The 17,399-nt window shown below is 62.1% G+C and carries 17 protein-coding genes; 9 read left to right on the forward strand and 8 right to left on the reverse strand.

Translation table 11 applies throughout. From position 1 onward, the window contains the following. The first annotated feature begins 55 nt into the window (after positions 1–55). From Q7U49_RS12755 to Q7U49_RS12770, 4 genes are read left to right on the forward strand one after another with little or no spacing between them, the layout of a single operon-like run. On the forward strand, positions 56–625 hold the full coding sequence (locus tag Q7U49_RS12755) for a DUF3305 domain-containing protein (RefSeq protein WP_304764640.1): 570 nt from the start codon (positions 56–58) through the stop codon (positions 623–625). Continuing rightward, positions 594–1,247 carry a DUF3306 domain-containing protein gene (locus tag Q7U49_RS12760; RefSeq protein WP_370654004.1) on the forward strand — a complete coding sequence of 218 codons (654 nt, stop codon included), beginning with the start codon at positions 594–596 and terminating at the stop codon, positions 1,245–1,247. Before Q7U49_RS12755 ends, Q7U49_RS12760 begins: the two co-directional genes overlap by 32 nt. Further along, the gene (locus tag Q7U49_RS12765; protein ID WP_304764641.1) at positions 1,129–3,225 is read left to right on the forward strand and encodes a 4Fe-4S binding protein; all 2,097 of its coding nucleotides are present in this window, start codon (positions 1,129–1,131) and stop codon (positions 3,223–3,225) included. The genes Q7U49_RS12760 and Q7U49_RS12765 overlap by 119 nt, the downstream gene beginning before the upstream one ends. A gap of 2 nt (positions 3,226–3,227) precedes the next feature. Continuing rightward, positions 3,228–3,851 carry a molecular chaperone gene (locus tag Q7U49_RS12770; protein WP_304764642.1) on the forward strand — a complete coding sequence of 208 codons (624 nt, stop codon included), beginning with the start codon at positions 3,228–3,230 and terminating at the stop codon, positions 3,849–3,851. Positions 3,852–3,895: 44 nt separating this feature from the next. Here Q7U49_RS12770 and Q7U49_RS12775 read toward each other — a convergent pair whose 3' ends face one another. From Q7U49_RS12775 to dctP, 4 genes are read right to left on the reverse strand one after another with little or no spacing between them, the layout of a single operon-like run. Further along, positions 3,896–4,360 carry a pyridoxamine 5'-phosphate oxidase family protein gene (locus tag Q7U49_RS12775; RefSeq protein WP_304764643.1) on the reverse strand — a complete coding sequence of 155 codons (465 nt, stop codon included), beginning with the start codon at positions 4,358–4,360 and terminating at the stop codon, positions 3,896–3,898. A 59-nt stretch (positions 4,361–4,419) separates the two neighbouring features. Continuing rightward, on the reverse strand, positions 4,420–5,721 hold the full coding sequence (locus Q7U49_RS12780; protein WP_304764644.1) for a TRAP transporter large permease: 1,302 nt from the start codon (positions 5,719–5,721) through the stop codon (positions 4,420–4,422). Beyond that, positions 5,721–6,227 carry a TRAP transporter small permease gene (locus Q7U49_RS12785; protein WP_304764645.1) on the reverse strand — a complete coding sequence of 169 codons (507 nt, stop codon included), beginning with the start codon at positions 6,225–6,227 and terminating at the stop codon, positions 5,721–5,723. The genes Q7U49_RS12780 and Q7U49_RS12785 overlap by 1 nt, the downstream gene beginning before the upstream one ends. Before the next feature lie 49 nt (positions 6,228–6,276). Then, a complete protein-coding gene (gene dctP / locus Q7U49_RS12790) occupies positions 6,277–7,266 on the reverse strand; it encodes a TRAP transporter substrate-binding protein DctP (RefSeq protein ID WP_304764646.1) in 990 nt (329 codons plus the stop codon). Between the two features lie 287 nt (positions 7,267–7,553). Here dctP and Q7U49_RS12795 point away from each other — a divergent pair, with 287 nt between their 5' ends. The 4 genes from Q7U49_RS12795 (at position 7,554) to aroD (ending at position 12,621) form a co-directional block, all read left to right on the forward strand. Continuing rightward, positions 7,554–9,344: a thiamine pyrophosphate-binding protein gene (locus tag Q7U49_RS12795; protein WP_304764647.1), complete on the forward strand. Its 1,791-nt coding sequence runs from the start codon at positions 7,554–7,556 to the stop codon at positions 9,342–9,344. Beyond that, positions 9,341–10,144 (forward strand): sugar phosphate isomerase/epimerase, encoded by an 804-nt coding sequence (locus Q7U49_RS12800; protein WP_304764648.1) that lies wholly within the window; start codon positions 9,341–9,343, stop codon positions 10,142–10,144. Before Q7U49_RS12795 ends, Q7U49_RS12800 begins: the two co-directional genes overlap by 4 nt. Before the next feature lie 25 nt (positions 10,145–10,169). Then, positions 10,170–11,639: an aldehyde dehydrogenase family protein gene (locus tag Q7U49_RS12805; RefSeq protein WP_304764649.1), complete on the forward strand. Its 1,470-nt coding sequence runs from the start codon at positions 10,170–10,172 to the stop codon at positions 11,637–11,639. Positions 11,640–11,838: 199 nt separating this feature from the next. Beyond that, complete coding sequence (aroD, locus tag Q7U49_RS12810) at positions 11,839–12,621, forward strand: type I 3-dehydroquinate dehydratase (protein ID WP_304764650.1); 783 nt, start codon at positions 11,839–11,841, stop codon at positions 12,619–12,621. A 28-nt stretch (positions 12,622–12,649) separates the two neighbouring features. Here the strand turns inward: aroD and Q7U49_RS12815 are convergent, their stop codons facing one another. The 4 genes from Q7U49_RS12815 to Q7U49_RS12830 are packed head-to-tail and all read right to left on the reverse strand — an operon-like array spanning position 12,650 to position 16,285. Next, positions 12,650–13,450, reverse strand: a complete 801-nt coding sequence (locus tag Q7U49_RS12815; protein ID WP_304764651.1) for an SDR family oxidoreductase — start codon at positions 13,448–13,450, stop codon at positions 12,650–12,652. A gap of 16 nt (positions 13,451–13,466) precedes the next feature. Next, a complete protein-coding gene (locus Q7U49_RS12820; protein WP_304764652.1) occupies positions 13,467–15,680 on the reverse strand; it encodes an FUSC family membrane protein in 2,214 nt (737 codons plus the stop codon). A 27-nt stretch (positions 15,681–15,707) separates the two neighbouring features. Then, positions 15,708–16,037 (reverse strand): CcdB family protein, encoded by a 330-nt coding sequence (locus Q7U49_RS12825; protein WP_304764653.1) that lies wholly within the window; start codon positions 16,035–16,037, stop codon positions 15,708–15,710. Further along, positions 16,037–16,285, reverse strand: coding sequence for a type II toxin-antitoxin system CcdA family antitoxin (locus tag Q7U49_RS12830; RefSeq protein WP_304764654.1), 249 nt, complete (start codon positions 16,283–16,285; stop codon positions 16,037–16,039). Before Q7U49_RS12830 ends, Q7U49_RS12825 begins: the two co-directional genes overlap by 1 nt. Before the next feature lie 190 nt (positions 16,286–16,475). Here Q7U49_RS12830 and Q7U49_RS12835 point away from each other — a divergent pair, with 190 nt between their 5' ends. Continuing rightward, positions 16,476–17,399 carry a LysR substrate-binding domain-containing protein gene (locus Q7U49_RS12835; RefSeq protein WP_304764655.1) on the forward strand — a complete coding sequence of 308 codons (924 nt, stop codon included), beginning with the start codon at positions 16,476–16,478 and terminating at the stop codon, positions 17,397–17,399.

Genomic DNA, 17,399 nt, shown 5'->3' on the forward strand with positions numbered 1-17,399 from the left:
TAGCCCGGCCTGGCGGCGTCAAGGGGCATTTGAATCCGTTACAGTTCCTTCTCTTATGACGACCCTGCGCCCATCCCTTGAAGTTGCCGTGATCATGCAACGCGTGGCCAACACCGGCCCGGCTGCCCGCTGGCAAGCCTGGCGTTGGCAGTTGGCCGACGTCGTGATGAACGAGGCTGGTTTTGGCACCGAGCCGCGCCTGTTGTACCAGAATGACACCGAGCAACGCTGGTTGCATGGTGGTTTCAAGGTGGAGTTGTTCAGCGACGATGGCGAAGGTTATTACCTGAATACCAGTACCGACGTGCCGAGCTGGTTTGTCTTGTGGCGCATGGAAGACGAGCCCAGTGTGGCCGCCGAGCCCATTCCGAGGCCGCTGGTGGTGAGCCTGAGCTACTACGACGCGGGCCGCTGGCTGGACGCACAGGAAACCGTGGAGCAGGTGCCTGCGCCCGCGCCGGTGGTGGCCTGGCTGCAGGCTTTTGTCGACGAGCACCATGTGGTCGAGCCCAAGCGGCGCAAGCGGCCCGAGAGTTTCAAGTCGCTCACCGATCGCTTTGGCAATCCGGCCTCGATCAGCACTGACAAAAGCTTTGGCAACGGCCGGGGCGGTGGCCGTGGCTGACGGTTTTCTGGGCCGCTGGTCGCAGCGCAAGCAGGCGCTGCGCGAGGGCAGGGTGGTGGACGAGCCCGTCGCGCCCAAGCCCGCCGGGCACACTGAACCCGCTGCGCCTGCCGTTCCTGCAAGCGCGCCGCCGGCCCCCGAAAGCAAGCCGCCCGAAGCCGTTGCAAAAGCACCGGCCCCGACCCTGGCCGACGTCCAGGCGCTGCAGGCCGACAGCAGCTTTGCCCCCTTTGTGGCACGCGATGTGGCCCCCGAAGTGCGCAACGCCGCCATGAAAAAGCTCTTCACCGATCCCCACTACAACGTGATGGACGGGCTTGACATCTACATTGACGACTACAGCTTGCCCAGCCCCTTGCCTGCTTCCATGCTGCGGCAGATGGCGAGCGCCAAGTTTCTCAAGCTGTTTGACGAAGAGGAGCAGGCGCCGGCAGATCAGGCGGCCACCCCCGTAATTTCTGAATCCGCTGTGGCGGTATCGGATTCCAACCCAGACCCACACCATGACCACACTGATTTGCGACTGCAACCAGACCCTGCCGCTCGACCCGCGGGCCCTGAGCGCGAGCCTGAACGAGCCCTTGACCCTGCATTCGAGCCTGTGCCGCCGCCAAGCCGCTGAGTTTTTGCAAGCGGCGGGCAGGGGTGACGCGCTGGTGGTGGCCTGCACCCAGGAAACAAAGCTGTTCAACGAGCTGGCCGATCAGGCCCACTTGAGCACCCCGATCAGGTTTGTCAACATCCGTGAAACCGGTGGCTGGAGCCGGGATGCGGCCAAGGCCAGCCCCAAGATAGCCGCCCTGCTGGCGCTTGCCCATTTGCCCGAACCTGACCCGGTGGCCACGGTCACTTACAAAAGTGCAGGCCGGGTGCTGGTCATTGGTGAATTGGGCGCGGCCGAGCAAGCAGCTACCTTGCTGGGTGACACACTTGATGTCACCCTGTTCACACAGGGTGCCGGCGACCTGGATGCGGCCCAGGAACGGCGTTACCCGGTGCTTGGCGGCCAAATACAAACATTGACGGGCTGGCTCGGCGCGTTCGAGCTGATCTGGCAACAAGACAACCCGATCGACCTCGACCTGTGCACGCGCTGCAATGCCTGCCTGGCCGCCTGCCCCGAAGACGCCATTGGTCTGGACTACCAGATTGACCTGCAGGCCTGTGATGCCAATCGCGCCTGTGTCAAGGCGTGCAAGGTGGCCGGTGCCATCGACTTCAACCGAACACCGCAAGAACACAGCGACAACTTTGACCTGGTGCTGGACCTGCGCGTCACTCCAGCGTTCAGCCAGCACGCCAAGCCGCAAGGCTACCTGCATTGGGACGGCCGCGACGTGCGCGCCCTGCTGGCCTGGCGAGAGCTGGTGGGCGAGTTTGAAAAGCCCAAGTTCTTCCACTACAAACAAAAACTCTGCGCCCACAGCCGCAATGACAAACTGGGCTGCACCGCCTGTATCGACGTCTGTTCGGCCAGCGCCATCAGCAGCGACTTCAAGCGCCAACAAATCAAGGTGAACCCCAACCTGTGCGTGGGCTGTGGCACCTGCAGCACGGTGTGCCCGACCGGCGCCATGGGTTTTTCCTACCCGCGTGCCAGCGACCAGGGCGTCAAGCTCAAAACGCTGCTGGCCACCTACCAGCGCGGCGGTGGCAAGGACGCGGCGCTGCTGCTGCACAGCCAGGGCAAGGGCGCTGCCTTGCTGGGCGACCTGGGCCGCGCCGCGCAACTCGAAAAGGGTCAAAAGGACGGCACCCATGGTGTGCCGGCGCGTGTGCTGCCGTTGGCGCTGTGGCACACCTCGTCGACCGGTCTGGACTTGTGGTTGACGGCCGTGGCCTATGGCGCCAGCCAGGTCTGGCTGCTTCTGACCGACGAGGAAGCGCCCCAGTATGCCGATGCGCTGCGCGAGCAGATGGCGGTGGCGCAAACCATTTTGACCGGGCTGGGTTATGCGGGCGAACACTTCAAGCTGTTGCAAGTGCGCGACGCGCGTGACCTCGCTGCGCTTGACCGCGACTTGCAGGCAGCGCCCGCGCAAGTCCCGGCGCGCCATGCCAGCTTTGCCGTGCAAGCCGACAAACGCGCCACGCTGGAACTGGCGCTGGATCACCTCATCAGCCACGCGCCCAAGCCCAGCCCCGTGCCCATTGCCTTGCCCGCCAGCGGCTCGCCCTTGGGCGGTCTGGCCATCAACAAGGACACTTGCACGATGTGCCTGAGCTGTGTCAACGCCTGTCCGGCCAGTGCCCTGGCCGACAATGCGCAGGCGCCGCAACTGCGCTTCATTGAGAAGAATTGCGTGCAGTGCGGCCTGTGTGTGGCCACCTGTCCTGAAAAAGCCTTGTCTCTGGTGCCGCAGCTTAATCTGGCTCCCCAACGCAAGGAACATGTGGTGCTCAACGAGATGCAGCCCTACGCCTGCGTGCGTTGCGGCAAGCCCTTCGGCACGCTCAAGGCGATCGAGGGCATGCTGGGCAAACTGGCTGGCCACAGCATGTTCCAGGGTGCGGCGCTGGAGCGCCTGAAAATGTGCGGCGACTGCCGCGTCATCGACATCTACTCTGCCGACAACGAAATCAAAATCACGGACCTCTAATCATGATGCCTTTGCCCGACACCGCCACGAGCAGCGCGCTCGACGAAGAAACCGCCCGTGCCGAGTTGTATGGCGTGCTGGCCCAGCTTTTTTATGCGCCGCCCACGGCTGAGCTGCTGGCCAAGCTGCGTGTGGCCGCCACCGAGGCGCCGGCTGCCGGTGGCTTTCTGGAGGAGCCCTGGCGCGCGCTGGTGGGCGCGGCGCGTGCGCTCAGCGACGACGCCATTGCCGATGAATACAACGCGCTGTTCGGCGGTGTTGGCAAGCCCGAGGTTTACCTTTACGGCTCGCACTACCTGAGTGGTTTCCTCAACGAAAAGCCGCTGGCGCGGCTGCGCAATGAACTTGCCAGCCTGGGCCTGGCGCGTGATGAGGCCATGTCCGACACCGAAGACCACATTGCTTACCTGTGCGAAGTGATGCGTTACCTGATTGCCGGTGATGACGTGGCGGTGGCCAACCTGGCGCGTCAGCAAAGCTTTTTTGCCGAGCACCTGCAGCCCTGGTCGGCAGCCCTGTGTGATGCCATTGCCCAACATCCCAAGGCGCGTTTTTATGCTGCGGTAGCCGAGCTGACCCGCGCTTTTGTGTCGGTGGAAGCGCAAGGCTTCGACATGCTGGACTGATCTTTGGCCCGGATGCCAATCCGGAATGGTTTTTCGGCGCGGCCTCAAGGCGTGTTCAAGTCGTCCACGGTCCACCAGGTCACATCGTCAATGCTGCGCACCACCTGGTAGGTGTCAACCGCTACAGCCACCAGCACACAGTCAGGCGAGTCCAAGAAAGAGGCCAGGTCGGGGTGCCGCTGCAGATGCGCCCGCAGCGCCGCAGGGTGCTGTTCAGTGGAGATGTCTCGCGCCTGCCCCACGGCGGTCACCACAAAGCCCTCCTGCGCGCCACCGCGGCTGGCCTTGCAGCCGTCCACCAGCACCGATACCCTGCAGTTTTGCATCAGGTTGCGGTATTTCTGCGTGTCGCGGTAGGTGGCAAACACCAGCTGACGCCAGCCCTGGAAGGGTGTTACCGCGACCAGGCTGGCATGCGGCTGGCCTGCGCTTTCGGTGGCCAGAATGGCAAAACCCATGCTGTCAAGGAGTTGCTGAATGGTGTGTTTGCTGGTGGCAGGGTCGTGCATGAATTCCCAAATAAAAATGAACTGCGCCACCAGTAAGGGCGCGCAATGAGCCGGCACGGCTATCCGGTGTAGCCCGCCAGTCTCGGCAGGAAAAGCACAAGGTCAGGCATCAGCGTGACCACGGCGAGCGCGCCCAGCATGACAGCGAGAAATGGCAGCACCTCGCGCACCAGTTCCATCAGCGACACGTCCGCAATTTTGGTCATCATGAACAACAGCAGGCCATAGGGCGGGGTCACGAGCCCGATCATGATGTTGAGAATCGCCACAACGCCGAAGTGCACCGGGTCAATGCCGAGCGCCGTTGCCGTGGGCAACAGCACCGGCAGGATCACCAGGATAATGGTGGACCCCTCCAGAAAGGCGCCCAAAACCAGCAGGATCAGGTTGACCAGCAGCAAGAAGCCCAGCGGCGACAGGTCGAAAGTCTTGAGCGCCACGCTGAGTGACGCGGGAATATTCTCGGCTGTGATGACATAGTTGAAGACTAGGGCACCGGCGATCAGCATGCCGATGGAGATGCTGGTGCGCGCACTGGTGATCAAGGCGTGGTAGATGTCGCCCCAGCCGATGCTGCGGTAAAGCACCACCGAAATCAGCAAGGCATAAGCCGCCGCCAGGCCTGCGGCTTCGGTCGGAGTGGTCACGCCGCTGTAGAGGCAACCGAGCAGGATGACCGGCAGCATCAGCGCCGGAAAGGCTTCGCGCGTGATGCGCGGCATCTCTCGTAGCGCAACCTTTTCCTCGACCGGATAGTGCCGGCGTTTGGCTAAAAAATAGATCAAGCCCATCTGCACGGCACCCAGCAGCAGGCCAGGCAGCACACCGGCAATGAACAGATAACCAATGGAGGCACCGGAAACCAGCGCATACAGCACCATTGGGATCGACGGCGGCAAAATGGGGCCGATCACTGCCGATACCGCGGTCAGGGCGGCGGCAAAACCCCTGGTGTACTTGCCGTCGCGGGTCATCATGGCCAGCATCATTTTGCCCGAGCCAGCGGCATCGGCCAGGGCGGAACCAGACATGCTGGCGAATACGATGCTCTGCAGCACGTTGACCTGTGCCAAACCGCCGGGAAAGCGCCCGACAATGGCATTGCAAAAGCGCAATAGCCGGTCCAGGATGCTGCCGCTGCTCATGATGGTGGCAGCCAGGATGAACAGCGGGATCGCCAGCAGTAAAAAACTGGAGTAGGTGCCGTTGAGTAGTTGCTCGGCCGCCGTGCCCATGTCCATGCCCTTGAGGTACAGGTACAGCACCGAACCACCGATCATGGCCTGGCCCACCGGCACGCCGAGCAGGCTGAGCGCGATGATGGTCGCCAGGGCCAACGAGAAGGGACTGGTGAAGCTCATCATGAGGGATTGGCTTGAGCTGCATCGATGCCAACGGGTTCCTTGCCGCGCAGCAGATAGCCGAGGTTCCAGAGATTGCGCACGATCACCGCCACCGAGAAGAGGATGTAGATTGAAAACAGCACGTCAAAGCGCGTGTTCAGGTAAGAGCTTTTTTCCACCTTCATGAAACTCACATAGTCGTAGGCCGCCGGCAGCGACATGCCGAACAGCGCCACGATGCTGGCGGAGCCGGCGATGCCCATGGCGATCCGCCCACGCTTGCCGGCATGGGCCGACAGGAAGTCGATGCGGATCTCTTCATGGTCCTTGAGCACGAAGGCCGCGCCCCACAGCACCAGCCAGAGCCAGGCGACCACGGACAGTTCTGCGGTCCAGCCCACGGGCCAGTTGAAGAGGTAGCGCAGTGCGATCTGGATGATGAAGGACACGAAAATGATCGCTAGTAGACCGGCGGCGACCACCTCGGCAAACCGGTGCAGAAAGGATGTGAGGGTTTTAAGCATCTGGCGTAAGTGGCGCTTCAGCTAATCATGGCCGGGTGCTCGCCTGCCGTCATTTCATGGCATTGATCTTGTCGAGCATGCCGGCCGGCCATTGTTTGGCCTCGTCCGAGGCCAGGTAGATCTTCTGCGCATGGTCGCGGAACGCGCCAATGTTCGGCGCGTACACATCAAGGCCCTGGCGGCGAAAGCCCTCGGCCAGTTCGGCCTCGCGTTTCAGGTGCTCGGCCGTGCTCCAGGCGATGGCCTTGTTGGCTGCTGCCTGGAAAGCCTGCTGTTTGGCTGGCGACATGCCTTGCCAGACCTTCATGCTGACCACCAGCAGGTCATAGCCCACCAGGTGCGAGGTCAGGACGATCTGCGACATCACCTCGTTGAACTTCATGTTCTGCACGTTGGGCAAGGGGTTGTCCTGGCCGTCGATGGCGCCGGTCTGCAGGCCAGTGTAGGTCTCCGCGTAAGCCATGGGGGTTGGGTTGGCTCCGAGCGAGCGCCCCAGCAGTTGCCAGGAATCACCGGGTGGCATGCGCAGCTTGATACCGGCCAAGTCAGCGGGCACGTTGATCTTCTTTTTGGTCTTGAGACCGACCTGGCGCGTGCCGAAGAACGTGGGACCCAGGATCTTCACCTTGAGCTGGTCCTCGACCATCTTCTTCATCTGCGCACCCAGGTCGCTGTTGAAGAAAGCGGTCAAGTGGTTGGCGTCACGAAACAGGTAGGCCGACGTGAGCAGTGACCAGGCCGGGATCTGCTTGGAGATGTCCTGCGGTCCAACGTTGCCCATCTCGAGGTTGTCGCGCTGCAGCGCCACCAGCTCAGTACCCTGCTTGAACATGGTCGAGTTGAGGAACATGTCGACCTTGAAATCGGCCTCCACTTCCTTGGCGAATAGCTTCATCATGTCGGCACGGATGTCCTTGTCCGAAAACACAGCGGCAAAACGCAGGGTGGGCTGGGCCTGGGCCCATGCGGGCATCACAGCTGCGGCCGCGAGGGATGCGCCTGTAGCCAAGGCAGAACGGCGATTGACGAGGAATTTCATGGTGGTGGTCTCCTGTTTATACGTGGTTGAAGGCGCGATTCGCCAGCGAAAACAAGGCGTGCTGGTGAAGCGCATCATAGCTATGAATGGTCGAATCTTGCCTGCCTTTCGTGGCACCCGGCGGACAGTAGGTCTCAGTGTTAACCCTCAATACGTGCGCTAATCGTCTATTTAAGTTCGATGAACGAACGATAATGAACAAAATAGTACAAAATAAATTGGGAGACTCGATAAAGTTACGCCACTTCCCGAAAAACAACCCAGCCCATTCACATCAGGAGACAAAAATGCAGGATCTGATTTCGCACCAACTCGTCAAGTACCTTGAAGACCGCGGCGTTGAATACATCTTTGGCCTGTGCGGCCACACCAACATTGCCGTGCTGACAGCGCTGGAAAAAAGCAGCATCAAATTCATCAACACGCGCCACGAGCAGGTCGCCGCCCACGCCGCCGACGGCTATGCCCGCGCCAAGAAAACCACCGCCGTGGTGCTGAGCCACCTCGGCCCCGGCCTGACCAACGCGTCCACCGGTGTGGCCAATGCCGCGCTGGATTCGGTGCCCATGGTGGTCATTGCCGGTGACGTGCCCAGCCACTACTACGGCAAACACCCGCACCAGGAAATCAACCTGCACTCGGATGCGGCCCAGTCGGAAATCTACCGCCCGTTCTGCAAGCGTGTCTGGCGCGTCGAGCGCCCCGACCTGTTCCCCGAAATCATCGAAAAAGCCTTCCAGCTGGCCGAGTCGGGTCGCCCCGGTCCGGTGCTGGTGTCGGTGCCGATGGACATTTTCTCCAAGGAAGTAGACGTTGAGCTGTTTGCCAAACTGAAGCGCCATACCAAGAAACTGCACACGCCGTCGATCGACGACGAAGTCGCCACGCAGATCATCGAAGCCTTGGTCGCCGCCAAGCGTCCCCAGCTACATGTCGGCGGCGGCGTGGTGCTGGCCAATGCCACGGCCGAGCTGGAAGAGTTTGTCAACCACATGAGCCTGCCGGTGTCGCACAGCCTGATGGGCAAGGGCGTGTTGCCTGACGACCACCCCTTCATCCTGGGCATGACCGGTTTCTGGGGTACCAAGTTCATCAACGACAAATGCCTGAACGCCGACCTGGTGCTGGGCCTGGGAACCCGTTTTGCCGAAGCCGATTGCAGCTCCTGGGAAAACGAGTACACATTCGACTTCACCAAGACCCAGCTGATCCACATCGACATCGACCCAAGCGAAATCGGCCGCAATTACCCGGTGCAAATCGGCGCCGTGGCCGACCTCAAGCAAGCGCTCAAGGTCTTGAACCGGGTTGCCAAAAAGCGCTACCCGCAAGGCTTCAAGAACGAGGTGCTCAAGGCCGAGATGGCTGCCAACCGCACCACTTTCAAGGCTGGCCTGGTGGCCGCCCAGCAAAGTAACGCCTTCCCGATGCGCCCAGAGCGCATCCTGGCCGATGCGCGTGCCGTGCTGCCGCGTGACGTCATCATCACCACCGACGTGGGCTGGAACAAGAATGGCGTCGGTCAGCAATTTGACATCTTCACCCCCGGCAGCATCCTGACCCCCGGCGGTTTTGCCACCATGGGTTTTGGCGCACCGGCCGCCATCGGCGCCAAGATCGCCTGCCCCGACCGCGTGGTGGTGTCGCTGGTCGGCGACGGTGGTTTTGGCCAGAACCCGGCGATGCTGGCCACGGCCGTGGAAAGCAATGTGCCTGTCATCTGGGTCATCATGAACAACTGCGCGTTTGGCACCATTGCCGGCTTGCAGTTGGCGCATTACGGCACCACGGTGGGCACGTTGTTCTTCAAGGACGGCGCACCGTTCCAGGCCGACTTTGCGGCCATCGCCCGTGCTTACGGTGCCGAGGGCGTTCGCGTCACTTCGGCCGAGGAATTCAAGCCGGCGCTGGAAAAAGCCATGGCCTCGAATCGTCCCTTCGTGATCGACGTGGCGATGCAAAACGCCCCGGTGGAAACCGCGGGTCACTGGAACATCATGGACATCTACTCGCCCGGCAAAAAGGTTCACCACGCTGATACCAGCGCCATAGCCGCAGCCGGTGGTACCGCATCATGAAACACGCATATTCATTGGCCCACCTGACCGCCATGGCGTTGCCACCGGTGGACCTGATCGAGGTGGCAGCCAGGACAGGTTACGACTACGTCAGCCTGCGCCTGAGTCGGGTCACCGACGCCGAGCCGCTGTACCCGCTCATCACCAGCAAGACGGCCATGGCCGCCACAAAGACCAAATTGGCGGCCACCGGCATCAAGGTCTGGGACGTGGAATTGGCCCGCATGGACCCCACGCACGACGCACACAGCTACCTGCCCATGCTTGAAGCTGCGGCTGAATTGGGTGCGCACCATGTGATTTGCCAGTTGCCCGACCCCGACCGTGAGCGTGCCCACGCGCGTTTTGCCACACTGTGCGACCTGGCCAAGCCCCTGGACATCAGCATCAGTCTGGAATTTCCGTGGTGGACCGAGACCGGTAACCTGGAAACCGCCACCACCGTGCTCAACACGGTCCAGCGCAGCAATGCCAGCATGTTGATCGACATGCTGCATTTCTACCGCTCCAACTCCAGCCTTGAGGCGCTGAAAAACCTGCCGCGCGAATGGTTCCCCTTCGCCCATGTGTGCGACGGCCCGGCCACCCTTGCCCCCGGCATGGAGAGCATCCTGCACGAGGCCCGCAGCCACCGTTACTTTCCCGGCGACGGCGACTTCGGCGTAAAAGACATTTTGGCCTGCTTGCCCGACCCCATCACCTACTGCCTGGAAATTCCGGGCGAGGCGCTGGCTGCCGAAATCGGCTTTGAAGAGTACGCCCGCCGCGCCCTGCAAACTGCCCAAAAACACCTCGATTGATCCACGTACCCACCGGAGACACACTATGAGCAATACCCCCCCCGAACTCACCAAGACCGAGATCAACGCCGAGCAACGCGAAGAGCTCGACAACGCCTTTGCCAGGGCCCGCGCGGCGCTGGCCATCATCGAGACCTACGACCAGGCCCGTGTGGACCGCCTGTGCCAGGCCGTGGCCTGGGCCGTGTCGAACAAGAAAACCTTCACCCGCCTGGTGGCAGAAGGCATTGCTGAAAGCCGCCTGGGCGACCCGGACAGCCGCATGGGCAAGCGCATGAAAATTCGCGGCATCCTGCGGGACGCGCTGCGCCAGAAGAGCGTTGGCATCATTGAGGAAATCCCCGAAAAAGGCATCGTCAAATACGGCAAGCCCGCCGGCATCGTGGCCTGTATCGTGCCCACCACCAACCCCGACCTGACCCCCGCCGGCAACGCCATTTACGCCATCAAGGCGCGCGACGCCGTGATCTTTTCGCCGCACCCGCGCGCCAAGAAGACCAGCTTCGAGACCGTGCGCCTGATGCGTGAAGCGCTCAAGCGCGAAGGTGCGCCCGAAGACCTGCTGCAATGCCTGACCAAGGTCAACATCCCGATGTCGCAAGCGCTGATGGCCGAGGCTGATCTGGTGATCGCCACCGGTGGCCAGCCGATGGTGCGTGCCGCCTACAGCTCGGGCACGCCCGCCTACGGTGTGGGCGCCGGTAACTCGACCATGGTGATCGACGAGACCGCCGACATCAAGGAAGCGGCCATGAACACCCGCTTGAGCAAGACCTCCGACTTCGGCTCGGGCTGCTCGGCGGACGGCAACCTGATCATCCAGGAATCGATCTTTGATGCGCTGCTGGCGCAACTGCAGGTTGAGGGCGGCTACCTGGCCAATGACGAGGAAAAGGCCAAGCTGCGCAAAGCCATGTGGGACGACGAAGGCCACCGCCTGGCCGACACTGTGGCGGTGTCGCCGCAGAAACTGGCCGAAGCTGCCGGCTTCAGCATTCCGGCGGATCGCAAGTTCATCATCGTGCGCGGCGACGGCATCGGCAAAGAGTATCCGTACTCGGGTGAGAAGCTCACCACGCTGCTGGCGGTGTACAAGTACGGCACGTTTGACGAAGCCCTGGACATGATGCGCGCCATTTACAACGTGGGCGGCAAGGGCCACTCCTGTGGCATCTACTCGTTCAACCCCGAGCACATTCACCAGCTGGCCATGGCCGCGCCAGTGAGTCGCATGATGGTGCGCCAGCCGCAAAGCAAGGCCAACGCTGGCGCCTTCAACAACGGCATGCCGATGACCAGCAGCCTGGGCTGCGGCACCTGGGGCGGCAACGTGATCAGCGAGAACGTCAGCCTCAAGCACTACATGAACACCACCTGGGTGTCGGTGCCAATTCCAGAAGACAAGCCGTCCGACCAGGAACTGTTTGGCGAGTTTTACGACCCCAGCATGGAAGAGGGTGAGTTCAAGGCCGAGGACATGGCCAGCGCCTGCTGAAACTCGCTGTCATTGCGAACGCAGTGAAGCAATCCATGACTCCTGAATTCATGGATCGCCACGCTTCGCTCGCGATGACGGTTCAAGGTCCGCGTTCTGTCACGGGCCGGATACTACGGCGGGCTCGCGATGACACAATAGCGCTAAGCGCCTGCCTGTGCCCGCGTGGCCCATGCAGGCTTTTTTATTGGAGTAAATGATGCTAAGCAACAAACCGATTGAATTGAATGGCCAGCCCATCGCGGGCGGCAAATTCCCGCTCGTCTGCACCCCGCTGGTGGGCCGCACGTTGACTGCGCTGCTGGCCGAGTTGGCCATGGTGCTGCCCAAGCAGCCCGACGTGCTGGAATGGCGCGTTGATTATTTTGACGCCATAGGTGACACCACCGCCGTCATTGCTGCAGCGCGTGCCATCAAGCAGGCTGCCGGCAACATCCCGGTGCTGTTCACCCGCCGCTCCACCCTCGAAGGCGGTGAAAAGATCGCGATCAACGAAGACCAGGTGATTGCCATGTACACGGCGGTGTGTGAGAGCAAAAGCATCGACCTGATTGACTACGAGATGGCCAACGACGCGGCCAACATCACTCGGGTGCGCACGGCGGCCAAGGCCAATAACATCAAGTTGGTGCTGTCGTTCCATAATTTCTCTTACACGCCAGCGCTGGAAACGCTGGCCGCGAAATTCCTGACGGCCGACCAGTTGGGCGCCGACGTGGCCAAGGTGGCCGTGATGCCGCGCGACCTCGACGACGTGCTGACGCTCTTGACCGCCACCCGCGAAGCCAGCAAAAAGCTGCGCATTCCGCTGATTTCCATGTCGATGGGGCCTTATGGCGCCATGACGCGCCTGTTCGGCTGGACTTTTGGCTCAGCCTTGACTTTTGCGGTGGGTGCCAGCAGTTCGGCGCCCGGGCAGGTGCCGATCGAAGACCTCAACACGGCGCTGGCGATTTTGCAGAAGTCGATGGGCGGCAAATAGAAATCAGGGGTGCGGCGGCAGGCGTTCTTCAGACGACCATCGGTGTCAAACCGCCGTCCATCGACAACACCGCACCATTGATGTAACTTGCCCTGTAAGAGGACAGAAAGACCACCGCATTGGCAATCTCATCCGGCTCGGCGATGCGTCCCAGTGGCAAGCGGTCGTTGGCCAGGGTCAGGGCCTCCGCTGTGCTGATGTGTTGAAGCTTGGCATCTGCGACCAGGCCTTCCTGCAGCCTCTCCGTCAGCGTCAGGCCAGGGTTGACGACATTGACCCGCACACCTTGGCGCGCGTAGGCGTTGGCCAAACCCACACTGGCCAGCATCAGCGCGGCGTTGGCTGAGCCTCCTGGCAAATGGATGGGGCTGGCAAGCTTGCCGCCCATCCCCACCACATTGACAATCACACCTTTGCCGCGCTGGGCCATCTGCTTGATCAGAGGGTCCATGACGTGGATATAGGTGAAGTATTTGGCCTGCATCGCCTCGTGCCAGGTCTGTGCATTGAGCTCGGCAGGCGGTGTCCGCCGTGCCGCACCAGCACAATTGACCAGGATGTCAATGGCACCACCATCGTTTTGGGCCTGGTCAACCATGGCATGGGCCTGGATCGGGTCTCTCAGGTCGGCGCTCAACACAAAAATACGGTTTGTGGTGTCGGGTGCATCGCGCGAAAGCAGCACTTTGGCCGCCTTCAGATGTGACAAGTCCCTTGAGACCAGAGTCACTTGCGCGCCTTCCTGAAGGAACAGCCGGGCACAGGCCAATCCGATGCCTTTGCTACCGCCCGTGATCAGTACATGCAGGTTTTGAAGCTTTAAATCCATGGTTTTTGCTCCTGGGTTAATTGTGGCGTGAGGTGTTTGCAGCGGCAAGCTCGCGTACCACCTGATCCGCGTTGGCCCGCAATTGCAGCGCGATGTGATCAGCCAGCTGCAGCCGGCGCAATAGCCAGGGGCTGAGGTCGCCATCAAACGGGTCGCCCAGCACCGACCATTCCAGCGCTGTCCCAGCCGGCGGCGCGCTTTGCGGGGGCCGGGCGGCTGCGCCCATGGCGGTTTCGATAGCCTGTGCCGTCTGCTGCAAGGGCAGCTCAATTTCATGCGGGGTCAGGCGGCCTCGTTGCTGCAGCAGCATGGTCTTGACCGTGGTCAACTGGGCCAGCAGTTGGTAGCTCAGGGCCAGCAAGCGGCCCAGCGGCTCCAGCGGTGGACGCACGGCGCGCGGCTCGGACAAGGAGCGTTGCGTGGCCTGCACCAGCGCAGACAAGCTGTCAAACGCCTCACGCCGTGCCAGCCGCCACTGGATTTCGGGCGCGTTGTCCACGGCCTGCAGTTGCCACAAGCCCAGCGCCACGCGCGCGTGCCGGGCTTGCGCCGCGAGCGTGCGCGCCACCAGCGCCGCAATCTGGCCGCGCTCCCAGGACGGCAGCACATAGCTGAAAGCCCAGGCAATGGTGACGCCCAGCAGGGTGTCGAACATACGCTCCAACACATCAAAGGCCGGGCTGGGCCCGGCGTTGAGCATCTGCACCTGCAACAGGCCAAGCACCGTGGCAGCCACCGCGGTCACCAGGTATTTTTTGAGCGCGAAGGCGTGGGCCAGGGCCTGTGCCAGGGTGGCCACCAGCAGCACCAGCAGCGGGCTGATGTGTGCGTACAGCAGCAAGCCGGCCACCACGCAGCCGATCAGCGTGCCGATGGCGCGGCTGTTGCGCCGCTCCAGGGTCTGGGCCAAGCTGCCGCGCAGCACCACCACGATGGTCAGCAAGATCCAATAATCATGGGTGCCCCAAGGCAGCGCCAGCGAGACGGCATAAGCCGTTCCCATGGCCAGTGCCGCCCGGATGGCATGGCGCAAGGGCGGCGCATTCCAGCGCCACAACGCATAAAAGGGCGCCCAGGACCACACCGTGGGGCTCACGAACAACTCCCAGTTGGCGCGCACCAGGCTCACGTTGGGGGCCACGTCACCGCGTGCCAGGGCGATCAGGCGCAGGCAGTCGTCATTCATCAGGCCGATGCGGCTGGACATGCCCATGGCCAGGATGGCGGCTGGCGCGCCATTGCCTGGCACGGCGCTGGCTTGGCCCCATGGCAGGTTTTCAAGTTGCGGCCGATGGCTGGCCAACGACGCTGGCGTGCGGCCCAGCAGCAGGGCGTCAGCGAGGGCATCGATCTCGTCGGCCAGCGCTTCCAGGACGCCGCGCAGGGAACTCAGCACAGGTTCATGGCCGGGATGGGTTTTGAGGGTGTCCAGATCAAGGTTGCAGACCAGCAGGTGGTCGCGCATGTCCAGTACCAGCATCAGCATGTCGGCCAACTGCTGGCGGCGCGTGCTGCTGGGCGACTCCAGCAAAATATCACGCGCCGCCTGCAACTGGTCGGCCAGTGCCGCCTGTTGTTGCAGCAGCGTGCCCACCAGCGGCGCCCGCACACCGCTTGCGGGCACGGTCTCAGGACTGAACTGTTGTGCCTGCGAGCGCATCAGCGTGGCCAGGGCCATCAGGGTGTCAGCCAGCAGTTGCACCCGGTAACGCGCGTTCAGCAGCGCGTTGGCCAGCGTCGCCCAGACCAGGTAGGCCACGGCCCCCAGCGTGAAGTAGAGGCTGGTGGTCAGGTTGGTGGCATGGTTGGCGTGGTCCGGCACCGCCATTGAAAAGACCATGGCAAACATCACCGAGATCGAGATCGGCAGCCCGCGCTTGCCCCAACCGCCGGCCAGGAAAGCCAGAAAGCTGGCTGGCACCAGCAGCAGGCCCAGCAGAATGGGCGCGGCGTGCAACACCTGCACCGCCCAAAAAAGCGGCAAACCGACCAGGAAGGCCGGCAACAGTTGCCAGAACTTGCCGCGTTTGGGCGCCGGTTGGTCCGGTGGAATGCACACCACCACGCCCACGGAGGCGGCGGCCGCCGCAAATTCGCCCAGCAGCAGATGAATGCTGCCGGTGATCAGCAGCAAACCCAGCGCCGCTGCCAGCCCATTGCTGACGTAATAGCTCAGCGCGATGCGCAAGGCTTCGCGTTGGTAACGTTCATATGGGCTCGGTGGCTGCATGGAGAACGGACGCAATGAAGTTGATTTTTATCCCCAGGACCGGGTGAGCAGCTCATCGAGGGCATCTGAAATGCTTTGACCCTGGTCCGCCAGCGAGCCAATGTGACGCCCCAACTGGTCCACCGACACCGAGACCATGTCCAGCGGGTGCAGCACCACATCGATGCCCTCAATCTGAAAAATCGGGTTCATGCGCCGACCGATTGTCGGGGTGCTGGCGGGCAGCAAGCTGCGCCGCACCAGAGGCACCACAACGCGTCGGCGATAACCATCAAACTGTGCGGACTGCACCAGCACCACAAAGGGAATGGATTCACGCAACGCCCCCTTGTTGCGATGAACATCAAATTGAGCCATTACAGGCGAACATGGTCGTCGGCAAACGAGCCCACTGATGCGTGCACTGCGTTCCAGTCGGCAACGCAGGCCTCGGCCATTTTTTGACGGCTGTGCTGCGCTTGCTGCTGTTGTGACACAAACTCGGTCAACAAAGCCTCCATGGTCGCGGACAGGTTGCTGGTGTAGGTCTTGGCTTGCATCACCAGGCTTTCGTTGAGCGTCAGGTTGACGGGGCGTTTGCGAAGGTTTGAGGCGACTGTGGACATGGTGAATTCCTGAGTGTCAATGGTTGCGCGTCGAGTGCGCATGATATGCGCATATGGCCGCTGAATCAAATCCGCTTGCGCAAGGCGCGCGCGTCAACCCATTTCCAAGTTTGGCACTGTCAATTAGCCCCATTCGGTATTTACCGAACAAATACAATTTGTAGATACATTCCATAACAATTTACTAAAAATGAACAATGAGTGGAGTCTGACCGATTTGCGCGTGTTTTGCCAAGTGGCCAAGCGCTCCAGCTTTGTCGGCGCTGCCACTGACCTGGACATCTCGCCCGCCTACGTCACCAAGCGCGTGGCTAACCTGGAAAAGGCACTGGGCAGCACGCTGTTTCACCGCACCACGCGCCGCGTCATCATCAGCGACGCGGGCGAGGCCACCTATGCCTGGGCACGCAAGGTGCTCGATGCCGCCGACGAACTGAACGAGGGTGTGGTCGGGGCCAAAACCTTGCCCGCCGGACCGCTGCGCATCGCCACCAGCCTGCATCTGGGACGCAACCATCTGGCCCCGATCCTGGCGGAAATGGGTCGCCAATACCCGGCGCTGGAGATCTGGGTGGACATCGTGGACCGCCGGGTGGATCTGTTGGGTGAGGGCTTCGACATTGACGTGCGTATGGGCGAGGTGACCGAGCCCAACCTGATCGCGCATCTGGTGGCCAAAAATGCCCGCGTCTTGTGCGCCGCGCCGTCTTACCTGGCGCGACGTGGTCACCCCAAAACCCTGGCCGACCTGGCCGGACACGACTGTCTGATGTACCGCGAGCGCCACCAGACTTTTGGTGTCTGGCGGCTTGAAGGCCCCAACGGGTCGGAGTCGGTCAAGGTGACCGGGGCGATGGGTTCCAACCAGAGCGACATCGTGCACCAGTGGGCGTTGGACGGCCTGGGCATTATTCCGCTGGCCAGTTGGGACGTGGCAGCGCTGTTGCGCGCCGGTGCGCTGGTGCGTGTGCTGCCGCAGTACCACCAGAACGCCGATGTCTGGGCTGTCACCGCCACCCGACTCGACCAGTCGGCCAAGCTGCGCGTCTGTACCCAACGGATCATCAGCCAACTGCAGCAGGGGCCGTATGCGCTCGATACCTCGGTGCGCTAG

It is taken from the genome of Rhodoferax sp. (genome assembly GCF_030653815.1).
GTDB lineage: Bacteria > Pseudomonadota > Gammaproteobacteria > Burkholderiales > Burkholderiaceae_C > Rhodoferax.

Excerpts from the sequence above, each read along its gene's own strand:
- dctP (WP_304764646.1), bottom strand. The coding sequence starts at position 7,266 with ATGAAATTCCTCGTCAATCGCCGTTCTGCCTTGGCTACAGGCGCATCC.
- Q7U49_RS12755 (WP_304764640.1), top strand. The coding sequence starts at position 56 with ATGACGACCCTGCGCCCATCCCTTGAAGTTGCCGTGATCATGCAACGC.
- Q7U49_RS12780 (WP_304764644.1), bottom strand. The coding sequence starts at position 5,721 with ATGAGCTTCACCAGTCCCTTCTCGTTGGCCCTGGCGACCATCATCGCG.
- Q7U49_RS12830 (WP_304764654.1), bottom strand. The coding sequence starts at position 16,285 with ATGTCCACAGTCGCCTCAAACCTTCGCAAACGCCCCGTCAACCTGACG.
- Q7U49_RS12805 (WP_304764649.1), top strand. The coding sequence starts at position 10,170 with ATGAGCAATACCCCCCCCGAACTCACCAAGACCGAGATCAACGCCGAG.
- Q7U49_RS12800 (WP_304764648.1), top strand. The coding sequence starts at position 9,341 with ATGAAACACGCATATTCATTGGCCCACCTGACCGCCATGGCGTTGCCA.
- Q7U49_RS12795 (WP_304764647.1), top strand. The coding sequence starts at position 7,554 with ATGCAGGATCTGATTTCGCACCAACTCGTCAAGTACCTTGAAGACCGC.
- Q7U49_RS12775 (WP_304764643.1), bottom strand. The coding sequence starts at position 4,360 with ATGCACGACCCTGCCACCAGCAAACACACCATTCAGCAACTCCTTGAC.
- Q7U49_RS12785 (WP_304764645.1), bottom strand. The coding sequence starts at position 6,227 with ATGCTTAAAACCCTCACATCCTTTCTGCACCGGTTTGCCGAGGTGGTC.
- Q7U49_RS12835 (WP_304764655.1), top strand. The coding sequence starts at position 16,476 with ATGAACAATGAGTGGAGTCTGACCGATTTGCGCGTGTTTTGCCAAGTG.
- Q7U49_RS12825 (WP_304764653.1), bottom strand. The coding sequence starts at position 16,037 with ATGGCTCAATTTGATGTTCATCGCAACAAGGGGGCGTTGCGTGAATCC.
- Q7U49_RS12815 (WP_304764651.1), bottom strand. The coding sequence starts at position 13,450 with ATGGATTTAAAGCTTCAAAACCTGCATGTACTGATCACGGGCGGTAGC.
- Q7U49_RS12770 (WP_304764642.1), top strand. The coding sequence starts at position 3,228 with ATGATGCCTTTGCCCGACACCGCCACGAGCAGCGCGCTCGACGAAGAA.
- Q7U49_RS12820 (WP_304764652.1), bottom strand. The coding sequence starts at position 15,680 with ATGCAGCCACCGAGCCCATATGAACGTTACCAACGCGAAGCCTTGCGC.
- Q7U49_RS12765 (WP_304764641.1), top strand. The coding sequence starts at position 1,129 with ATGACCACACTGATTTGCGACTGCAACCAGACCCTGCCGCTCGACCCG.
- aroD (WP_304764650.1), top strand. The coding sequence starts at position 11,839 with ATGCTAAGCAACAAACCGATTGAATTGAATGGCCAGCCCATCGCGGGC.